6 protein-coding genes are annotated in these 9,090 nt (G+C 67.6%); 3 read left to right on the forward strand and 3 right to left on the reverse strand.

Annotated elements, in window-relative coordinates:
* Positions 1–133 precede the first annotated feature (133 nt).
* A complete protein-coding gene (locus tag VKH46_13055) occupies positions 134–2,017 on the reverse strand; it encodes a cation:proton antiporter (GenBank protein ID HKB71767.1) in 1,884 nt (627 codons plus the stop codon).
* Positions 2,018–2,199: 182 nt separating this feature from the next.
* Between VKH46_13055 and VKH46_13060 the strand changes: the two genes are divergently transcribed.
* Positions 2,200–3,471: a DUF4388 domain-containing protein gene (locus VKH46_13060; protein ID HKB71768.1), complete on the forward strand. Its 1,272-nt coding sequence runs from the start codon at positions 2,200–2,202 to the stop codon at positions 3,469–3,471.
* 297 nt (positions 3,472–3,768) lie between these two features.
* On the opposite strand, the gene VKH46_13065 is transcribed toward VKH46_13060, so the two are convergent.
* Positions 3,769–6,000 (reverse strand): protein kinase, encoded by a 2,232-nt coding sequence (locus VKH46_13065; GenBank protein ID HKB71769.1) that lies wholly within the window; start codon positions 5,998–6,000, stop codon positions 3,769–3,771.
* A 28-nt stretch (positions 6,001–6,028) separates the two neighbouring features.
* Complete coding sequence (locus tag VKH46_13070) at positions 6,029–8,260, reverse strand: protein kinase (protein ID HKB71770.1); 2,232 nt, start codon at positions 8,258–8,260, stop codon at positions 6,029–6,031.
* A 200-nt stretch (positions 8,261–8,460) separates the two neighbouring features.
* Here VKH46_13070 and VKH46_13075 point away from each other — a divergent pair, with 200 nt between their 5' ends.
* Positions 8,461–8,586, forward strand: coding sequence for a hypothetical protein (locus VKH46_13075; protein HKB71771.1), 126 nt, complete (start codon positions 8,461–8,463; stop codon positions 8,584–8,586).
* 306 nt (positions 8,587–8,892) lie between these two features.
* The coding region (locus VKH46_13080) for a hypothetical protein (protein ID HKB71772.1) at positions 8,893–9,090 on the forward strand (198 nt) is incomplete at its 3' end.

Genomic DNA, 9,090 nt, shown 5'->3' on the forward strand with positions numbered 1-9,090 from the left:
GATGAAGTGGCGAAGAGTCTCGGTCACTCCCGGGAGTCTACCGCTCCCGCGGCCGGCCGGAGTGATTCACCGCCGGCCGCGCTCCGTCGCTCGACCGAATCGCTCCTCGATGTCCCGTCGGAAGCCCGGGATCTCAGGCGGTCTTCTCGCTCGCCGTTCGATCGGAGCGCGAAAAGCCGCGCTCCTCGAGACGCGCTTCGGCCTGCTGCCGGCGATCGTCCGCGATCGCCAGCGCGAGCTCGTCCCCCCGCCGCACCGGGACGTCGTCGGCCGCCGGGACGGCTTTCCCGCCCCGGGTGACGGCGAGAGGAAGCGCGCCCCATTCCGGGTCGTCTTCGCCGGCCAGACCGGCGAGAAAGATCTCGCCGTCGCTCGCGCGCGTCCAGTGCGAGATCGCCGCCGCGCCGCGATCGAGCGCCGCGATCCATTGATCGACGCGGCGGGCCCCGCCGAAGAGCACCGCGCCCCCCGCGTCCACGACCATCGCCGGAGTGACGCTCTTCTGGCCGCTCCGGAGGGCGGCCCACGCCCGGGGGGCCTTGTACCGGCGCCGCGCGACTCTCACGAACAGGACGTTCGCCTCTTCGTTCGTGGTCGCGGCGATCACGCCGGCGCGCGTGTCGAGCTCGGCCCTCGCGAGCAGCGCATCCGAGAGCGCGCTCCCGAACAGCACCCGGAAACCGTCCGATTCCGCCGCGCGGCACGCCTGCGGGTTCGCGTCGATCACGACGACCTCCTCGCCGCGCTCGCGCAGAAGGCGCGCCAGCGCCATTCCCGCCGCATTCGCGCCGAGCAGCGCATAACCGTTCTGGCTCGGCCGCCGCAGGCCGAGAAGCCGCGCGACGAGTCCGCCGGTCGTCCCGGCGGCGACGACCGTCGCCGCGATCACGAGGAACACCATCGCCTGGAGCGCCGGCCCGCCCGCGATGCCGGCGTCCTCCAGCCGTTCGGCGAAGAGCGACGCGACGGTCGCCGCCACGATGCCGCGCGGCGCGATCCAGCACAGAAGCGCCTTCTCGCGGCGCGACCATCCCGTGCCCGCGGTGGAGATCAGCACCGACAGGGGGCGGACGACCAGTATCAGCAGGACGACGGTCGCGATCCCGGCGCGGCCCAGCCGGCGGACCTCCGCGAGCCGGACGTCGGCCGCCAGCAGGACGAAGAGGAGCCCGATGAGCATGACCGTCAGCTGCTCCTTGAACTCGCGCAGGTCGGCGAGCACGGCCGTGCGGACGTTGCCGACGACCATTCCTCCCGCGATCACCGCCGCGATGCCGCTTTCACGGACGACGGCGTTCGACGCGTGGTAGAGGGCGATCGCCATCGCCAGCGTGAGCACGTTTTCCAGGCCGCTCGGCACCAGCCGCTCGAATTTCAGCAGCACGGCGATCAGCGCGCCCGTCGCCGCCCCGATCGCCGCGCCGCTTCCGAGACGGAAGCCGATTTCCGCGAAGCCGCGCACGATCGACCCTCCCGTCGGACGAAGCGCGATCTCGAGGGCGACGACGGCGACCATCGCGCCGAAGGCGTCGGCGAAGATCCCCTCGGCTTCGAGCACCGTCGAGATGGTCGCGTTGACCTTCACGAGGCGCAGCAGCGGCGTCACCACGGTCGGCCCGGTGACCATCACCAGCGTCCCGAACAGGAGCGCCGGCCTCCATTCCCATCGCAGGACCGTGCGCGCGATCGCGAATCCGCCGGCGGCCGTGAGCAGCGTCCCGTAGATCACGAGCCGCCGGATTCCGGCGGCTTCCTTCCGCAGCCGTTTCAGGCTCAGGCTCATGCCGCCCTCGAACAGGATGACGGCGACGGCGAAGCCGACGAGCGCGCGGAGCGCACTCCCGAGGACCTCCGGCCGGATGATGCCGAGGACGTCCGGACCGAGCACGACGCCGGCGAAGAGCAGCAGCACGATGCCGGGGAGCTTCAGGTGCCGGGCGATCGTCTGGCAGATCATGCCGGCCAGAAGCGCGAGCGCGACGGTCAGGGAAGGGTTGCCGACGGCGAGCGAGCCCACCCGGCAAGACTAGCGGATTCGTGGCCTCGGTTGCCTCGTTCCACTCCGGCAGCCGCTCACCGGATCGACCTCGACCATTGGGTCGATTGAATCAAGCGCGAGCCGGGCGATGCGCGGTAGGCTGCCTTCCGCGCGGGCAACGGGATCATCTGGTAGACTCTTTGCGCATACCGGGGGCAAATTTGCATTCTGCGCTCTGTTTCGGCGGAACCCTGCGGGAGACCACCGTTCCGATCGTTTTGCATCGGATCGTCCAGAGACGCGCGAAGGGGACGCTGACTCTGTCTCGTCCCTCCGAGCGGATCCATCTGTTCTTCGTCGACGGCGAGCTGAAAGCGGCGAACTCGACCCGCGCCGGCATGCGACTGGGCGACGCGCTCCTCATCCACGGCGTCCTCGACGAAGAGGACTTCGAGGACGCCGTCCATTCGGTGAAGGGCGGCCGCGGGGGACGCATCGGAAAGTCCCTCGTCGAGAAGGGACTGGTGAGCCGGGACGTCCTGGACGCCGAGACCCGGCGGCACTTCGAGGAGATCTTCTTTTCCTGCTTCTCGTGGCGGGACGGCGACTTCGCGTTTCTCCCTTCGCATGGACGTCTCGATTCCGACGTCGCGGTCGATCTGCCGACCGCGGCCCTGATCATCGAGGGAGTGCGGCGCGAAGGCGGAGGCGATCCCGGCGCCGGCGCTCTCGGCGATCCGGCGTGTTTCGGCCGAGCGACCCCGCTCACGACCGAGATCCAGTCGCTCCGATTGAGCTCCGAAGAAGCGTATTTCCTGTCGCTTTGCGACGGGAAGACCCGGCTCCGCGACATCCTTCGGCTCGGCCGCTCCCGCTCGGAATCCGCGCAGACGCTCTACACGCTCATGGCGTGCGGATTGGTCGAATTCGTGCCGGCATCCCCATCCGGAGACGCGGCGGCCAATCGGCCGCGCGACGACGTGCCCTTCCTCCCGCCGGACGACCCGTGGGACGCGCCCGCGGAATTGGACCCGGAGGCGCGCGACGAAATCGCCCGCGGCGCTTACACGGAGGCGATGGTGTCTCTCGCGCACGGGGACTTCTACGCCGCCATCGTCCGCCTCCAGGAATGCGTGCGCCTCTTCCCGTACAACATCGAGTACCGCTTCCAGCTCGGCGGGGCCCTGTCCCGCAACCCCCTGTGGCGCAGACGCGCGCTCGTCCAGTACCGCGAGGCGCTCGACCTCGATCCCTTCCGCGAGGAGCTGCTCACGAGCTTCGCGGAGCTTCTCCTGACCGAGCGGAAGTTTGCGGCCGCCCTGGAAATCGCGCGGCGCCTCGTCGCGCATCACCCGAACCCGCCGCGCAACCAGGACCTGCTGGCCCGTTGTCGGGCGGCGGCTCCCGGCGCTCCTGCCGAAGACGAGGTCGGACGACTGCTGGAACACGGCGGCTGGGTCCCCTCCCGCGGCTTTCGCGAAGAGCCGCACTGACGCCGCCGCCGCCCGGCAACGCCCATTTCTCCTGCTGTCCCGTGATGGCACGCCTGGAGATGGAACGGCGAGCGGCCGCCGCCGGCCGCTCGCCGGAAGGGACGGGCTATTTCACGGGAGCCATCAGGTGCGGGTACGGGGTTCCCGCCCACATCACGTAAGGCATGGACGTGTCGGGATCGGCATTCTTCGGATACATGTCGTAAGCGAAGGCGGACGTCGTCGCGCCGACTTGTCGCGCCGACTGGTCCGCCGAAGCTTTAGCGAAGGCGGAAGCTCCAAAGGAGCGAAGGCGGATCAGCCCCCCGCGGCTTTCTCCGGGTACATTTTCTCGAACTCCGGCTCTCCATGGATGAGGCTCAGGTCCGGATCCCGGCGCACCCAGTCCGAATCCCGGAAACCGGCGCGCCAGGCCTTCGTCAGCGCGTCGAGCGCCTCGGCTTTCTTGTTGAGCGTGCAGAACGTGCACGAGGCGTTGTAGAGGACCATCGCCTCGTTCGGGCGGAGCAGCATCGCCAGGTTGCTCTCGCGCATCGCGTCGTCCTCGCGCCCCTCCTCCGCGTAGTACGCGCCGAGAAGGACGCGCGCGCGCGCGTCTTCCGGAATCTCGCGAACATGAGCCTCCATGGCCTGGATCAGGCGCTGCCGGACGTTCTTCTTGGCTTCGCTCTTTCCGAGCGCACCGAGGGAGTTCATGATCGGGACGTACACGTTGTAATCGGTGCCGCTCGCCTCGATCGCCTGCTCCGCGATGCTCGCGACTTCCTGGTATTTCCCCGAGGCGTACAGGCCGCGAAGCAGGAGGTAATAGGCGCCCTCGCAGTCCGGCTTCCGGGCGACGACGCTTCGCACGATCGCGACCATCTCCTCGTACTGCCCCCGGGCATAGAGGATCCAGGCCTGCGCGACCATCACCTCCGGGACGTCGGGCTGGAGGGTCATCGCGCGCTCGGCGGCGGCGCGCGCCCGGTGGATCCACACGTCCTCCCGGGCATAGTGGGCGTGGTAATAGGCGCACACGTTCGCGATCGCCGCATAGGCGAGCGCGAAATTCGAGTCCTGGGTGACGGCGTTCTCCAGCATCTGGAGCGCGAACTCGAGATCCTGGCGCGTGAGCCGCCGGGCGTAGCTGCGCCCCCGCAGGTAAAGGTCGTACGCCTGGAGGTTGTCCGTGGGCTTCGCGGCGATCGCCTCCTGCTCCTGCCGCGACAGCTTGATGCGCAGCGCTTCCGCGATCTTCCGCGCGATCTCGTCCTGCACCTCGAAGACGTCCTTCATCTCTCGGTCGTACCGCTCCGACCAGACCGGGTACCCCGACGCCGCGTCGACGAGCTGCGTCGTGATCCGGAGACGGTCGCCGGCGCGGCGGATGCTCCCTTCGAGGACGTACGACGAGCCGAGCTGCTGCCCCACCTGCGAGGAGGTCACCGGCTTGTCGCGGAACGCGAGCACCATCGACCGCGGGTTGATCTTCAGCCCCTCGATCTTCGAGAGCTCCGTGATGATGTCCTCGGTGATCCCGTCGCGGAAATACTCGTCCTCCTTGGCCCCGCTCAGGTTCTCGAAGTAGAGGACCGCCACCGACTTCTCGGGGGCCTTCTCGGCTCCGGCCTTGGAGTCCGACATTCCCGCCGCCCGGCGCTGACCGGAGTCGAGCTTCTTCTTCAGCCGCAGCAAGTCGGTCTTCAACTCCGTCGCCGTCTGGTACCGGAGCTGCCGGTCCTTCTCGAGCGCCTTCTCGAGAATCTGACCGAGTCCCTGCGGCATCGACGGATTGACCTCGGCGAGCGGCTTCGGGTCGCGATTCAGGATCGACTCGAAGACGACGGCGTCCGTGTCGCCCGGAAACGGCGTCTCCCCGGTCGCCATCTGGTAGAGCACCGCGCCGAGGGAGAAGAGGTCGGTGCGCGCGTCCGTGAGCTGACCGCGCGCCTGCTCCGGCGACATGTAGTGGACCGTACCGAGAACCGTCCCGGCCACGGTCAGCGGCCCCGACTTCACCTCCGTCACGAGCTGCGAGACTTCCTCCCCCTTCTGGGTGGCCGTTCCCCCCTCGACCTTCGCGAGCCCGAAGTCCAGGATCTTCACCTGCCCCCGGTCGTTGACCATGAAATTCGCGGGCTTGATGTCCCGGTGCGCGATTCCCTTCGAATGGGCGGACTCGAGCGCGTCGGCGATCTGGATTCCGAAATCGAGGAGCTGGTGGACGTCGAAGGGATGCCGCCCCATCCTCTCGCCGAGCGTGGCCCCGCGGATCAGCTCCATCACGATGAACGGGCGTCCCTCGTGCTGCTCGATCGAATAGACCGTGCAGATGTTCGGGTGGTTCAACGAGGAGGCCGCGCGCGCTTCGCGCTTGAACCGCTCGAGCATCGGGAGATCGTCCTGGAGGTCGGCGGAGAGGACCTTGATCGCGACGTGCCGGCCGAGGTCCGTGTCTTCCCCTTCGTACACCATGCCCATGCCGCCCGAGCCGAGCAGGCCGATGATCTTGTAATGCGCGACGGTCTTGCCGACCAGCGATTCCATGGAAATCCTCCTCGTTCGACCGGGCGGCCTACCCTGCCGCGGGCTTTTCCGGGTAGAGCTTCTGGAACTCGGGCTCCCCGCGGATCAGCGCGAGAGTCGGATCGCGTCTGGCCCAGTCCGAGTCCCGAAACCCGGCGCGCCAGGCCTTCGCGATCGCATCGAGCGCCTCGGGCTTCCTGTTGATCGTGCAGAAGGTGCAGGCGGCGTTGTAGAACACGAGCGCTTCGTTCGGCCGGAGCGTCATCGCGAGATTCGACTCGCGCATCGCGTCGTCCACCCGGCCGTCCTCGGCGTAATAGGCGCCGAGGAGGATCCGGGCGCGGGCGTCGTCCGGAATCTCGCGCAGCTGCGCTTCCAGGGCCTGGATGACCCGCTGGCGGAAGTTGCTTTCCGCCTCCATCTTTCCCAGCGCGCTGAGCGAATTCGCGATCGGGACGTACACGTTGTAGTCGGTGCCGCTCGCTTCGACGGCAGCCTCGGCGATGTTGGCGACATCCTGGTACTTACCGGAAGCGTACAGGCCGCGGAGCAACAGGTAGTACGCGCCTTCGCAGTCGGGCTTCCGGGCGATCACGTTCCGGAGGATCACGACCATCTCGTCGTACTGCCCCTTCGCGTACAGGATCCAGGCCTGGGCGACCATCACCTCCGGGAGCCCCGGATGGAGCGTCATCGCTCGCTCTGCCGCCGCGCGCGCCCGCTGCATCCACGCGTCTTCGCGCGCGTAATGGGCGTGGTAATAGGCGCAGACGTTCGCGATCGCGGCGTAGGCGAGCGCGAAATGGGGGTCCTGGGAGACGGCGTTTTCGAGCATCTGCAGCGCGAACTCGAGGTCCTGCCGCGTCAGGCGCCGCGCGTAGCTGCGGCCCCGGAGATAGAGGTCGTACGCCTGCAGGTTGTCCGTCGGCTTGGACGCGATCGCGTCCTGCTCCTGCCGCGACAGTTTGATCCGCAGCGCCTCGGCGATCCTGCGGGCGATCTCGTCCTGCACCTCGAAGACGTCCTTCATCTCGCGGTCGTACCGCTCGGACCAGACGGCGTATCCCGAAGCGGTCTCGACGAGCTTCGCGGTGATGCGGAGGCGGTCGCCGGCGCGCCGCAGGCTCCCTTCGAGGACGTACGCCACGCCGAGCTGCTGCCCGACCTGGGAGGCGACGACCGGCTTGTCGCGGAACTGGAGGACCATCGAGCGCTGGTTGACCCGCAGCCCCTCGATCTTCGAGAGCTCCGTGATGATGTCTTCCGTGATCCCGTCGCGGAAGTACTCGTCTTCTTTCGGGCCGCCCAGGTTCTCGAAGTACAGGACGGCCACGGACTTCTCCGCCGGTCGGACGCCGGGGCGGGAGTCCGAGAGCTCCGCGGCGCGCCGCTGCCCCGACTCGAGCTTGCGCTTGAGTCGCAGGAGGTCGGTCTTGAGGTCCGTCGCCGACTGGTACCGGAGCTGCCGGTCCTTCTCGAGCGCCTTTTCGAGGACCTGCCCGAGCTCGGCGGGCATCGACGGATTGACCTCGGAAAGCGGCTTCGGGGCGCGATTCAGGATCGCCTCGAAGACGACCGCGTCGGTGTCGCCCTGGAACGGCATCTCGCCGGTCGCCATCTGGTAGAGCACCGCGCCGAGAGAGAACAGGTCGGTGCGCGCGTCGGTGAGCTGCCCCCGCGTCTGCTCGGGCGACATGTAGTGAACGGTCCCCATCACCGTCCCGGCGGTCGTGAGCGGCCCGCTCCCGATCGCGGTGACGAGCTGCGACACCTCCTCGCCCCTCTGGGCGGCAGAGGCGCCCGCCTCGACCTTCGCGAGACCGAAGTCGAGGATCTTCACCTGGCCGCGGTCGTTGACCATGAGGTTGGCGGGCTTCAGGTCCCGATGCGCGATGCCCTTCGAGTGGGCGGATTCGAGGGCGTCCGCGATCTGGATCCCGTAGTCGAGGAGCTGGCGGATCTCGAAGGGATGCCGCCCCATCTTCTCGGCGAGCGTCGTCCCTTTGATGAGCTCCATCACGATGAACGGGCGGCTCTCGTGCTGTTCGATCGAATAGACCGTGCAGATGCCCGGGTGGTTCAAGGCGGAGGCCGCCCGCGCCTCGCGCTTGAATCGCTCGAGCATCGGAAGGTCGTCCTGCAGGCTCGCGGAGAGGACCTTGACCGCGACGTGCCGGCCGAGGTCGGCATCCTCGGCTTCGTAGACCATGCCCATGCCGCCGGCACCGAGCAAACCCACGATCTTGTAATGCGCGACGGTCTGTCCGACCAGCGATTCCATGGGGCCCCCCGTAGACCTCGAGAACTTTCGGCGACGATATCATGGCGCTACGGCGCGGGCGTCTTCCTGCCGCCGATCGCCGCCGACGAAGGCTATCGTTCCTTGGAGCCTCGGCTCAACCCGCTGGACCGATCGGTCCGCTCCGCGCGGCCCGCCTCTGCGCCCACGCGAACCCGAGCGCGCCCGACGCCCGGCCGACGATGAACAGACCCGCCGGGAACTTCGGCGGTCCGCCGCCCGCCGCAACCTCGCGCCATCCCGTCGTGAAGGAGCGCATCACGATCAAACCGGCGATCACCTCGACGGCCCGGTCCCGGACGCGGTAAGCGCGGGGCCGTCGCGAGAGCTACAGGAAACGGGGAAATAAAGATTTGGCCTCGCGTCCCGGAAATTCCAACGACGCATGAAGAAAGCGCCGTCGTCAAGCGTTTTCCATGCTCACTCGATCGGGCATGGAATCGCTCGGAGAACAAATCAAAATCATTGCGGCGCATCGACCGGATCCAGCGCGATCCGTGCTATGCTGGAGATCCTTCAGAGGTCCAAGCCGCATTCGGTACCTTGTCGAAGTCGGCCCTCCGTTTCGGGTTTCCCGATGAAGAACACATGCTCAAGGAATCAGGAGAAGCCACATGAAGTTCGCACGCAACGTCCATTTCCAGATCAAGAGCGGCAAGGAAACCGAATTCACGAAACTCTTCGAGAAGGAAGTCGTTCCGATGCTCCGCAAGCAGAACGGTTTCGAAGAGGAAGTCACGCTCGTCAATCCGAAGGGCGCGCATTTCATCAGCCTCTGGGACAACCGGAAGAACGCCGAAACGTACGAGACC

This window comes from Thermoanaerobaculia bacterium (assembly GCA_035260525.1).
GTDB lineage: Bacteria > Acidobacteriota > Thermoanaerobaculia > UBA5066 > DATFVB01 > DATFVB01.

Excerpts from the sequence above, each read along its gene's own strand:
- VKH46_13075 (HKB71771.1), top strand. The coding sequence starts at position 8,461 with ATGAACAGACCCGCCGGGAACTTCGGCGGTCCGCCGCCCGCCGCAACC.
- VKH46_13065 (HKB71769.1), bottom strand. The coding sequence starts at position 6,000 with ATGGAATCGCTGGTCGGCAAGACCGTCGCGCATTACAAGATCATCGGC.
- VKH46_13070 (HKB71770.1), bottom strand. The coding sequence starts at position 8,260 with ATGGAATCGCTGGTCGGACAGACCGTCGCGCATTACAAGATCGTGGGT.